Origin of the sequence: Actinocrinis puniceicyclus (assembly GCF_018283645.1) — a bacterium.
Taxonomy (GTDB): Bacteria; Actinomycetota; Actinomycetes; order Streptomycetales; family Catenulisporaceae; genus Actinocrinis; species Actinocrinis puniceicyclus.
On the sequence record NZ_JAGSXH010000357.1, the window covers coordinates 1 to 790 of the forward strand.

The 790-nt window shown below is 67.3% G+C and carries 1 protein-coding gene; it reads left to right on the plus strand.

Annotation, left to right across the window (positions count from 1 at the left end; all coding sequences use genetic code 11):
- Positions 1-790, plus strand: a 790-nt coding sequence (locus KGA66_RS29265; protein WP_211472875.1) for an extracellular catalytic domain type 1 short-chain-length polyhydroxyalkanoate depolymerase, incomplete at both ends; no start/stop codon positions are given.

A 790-nucleotide genomic window follows, 5' to 3' on the forward strand; every position in this document is an offset into this window, starting at 1 on the left:
TGAGCCTGCAGGCCGCGCCCCCGGCCGCCGCCGCGTCGCTGACCCAGATCACGAGCTTCGGCAACAACCCGACCGGCCTGCAGATGTACCTGTACGTGCCGAACAACGTCAAGGCCAACCCGCCGATCCTGCTGGCCCTGCACGGCTGCCAGGGGTCCGGGCCCTACCTGTACTCCAGCACCGACTTCGGCTCGCTGGCCGACCAGTACGGGTTCATCGTCATCTACCCGTCGAGCAATCCCAGCGGCAGCTGCTGGGACGTCTCCTCGAACCAGGCGCTGACGCACAACGGCGGCAGCGACCCGGTCGGCCTGATGTCGATGATCACCTACACGGAGCAGCACTACGGCGGCAACCCGAACGCCGTGTACGTCACCGGCGAGTCCTCGGGCGGGATGATGACCAACGTCATGGTCGCCGACTATCCCGACGTGTTCAAGGCCGGCGCGGCGTTCATGGGCGTGCCCTACTACTGCTTCTACACCAACTCGGTTCGCGGCTGGAACGGCCCCTGCGCCGGAGGCCAGGTCTCGAAGACGCCGCAGCAGTGGGGCGACCTGGTGCGCAACACCGCCTACCCCGGCTACAGCGGGCCGCGTCCTCGCGTGCAACTGTGGCACGGCACGGCCGACACCACGCTGAACTACAACAACCTCGGCGAAGAGATCAAGCAGTGGACGAACGTGCTCGGGGTGAGTCAGACCCCGTCGTCCACCGACACGCCGGTCTCCGGCTGGACCCGGACCCGCTACAACGACGGCTCCGGAACCACGCAGGTCGAGGCGTACAG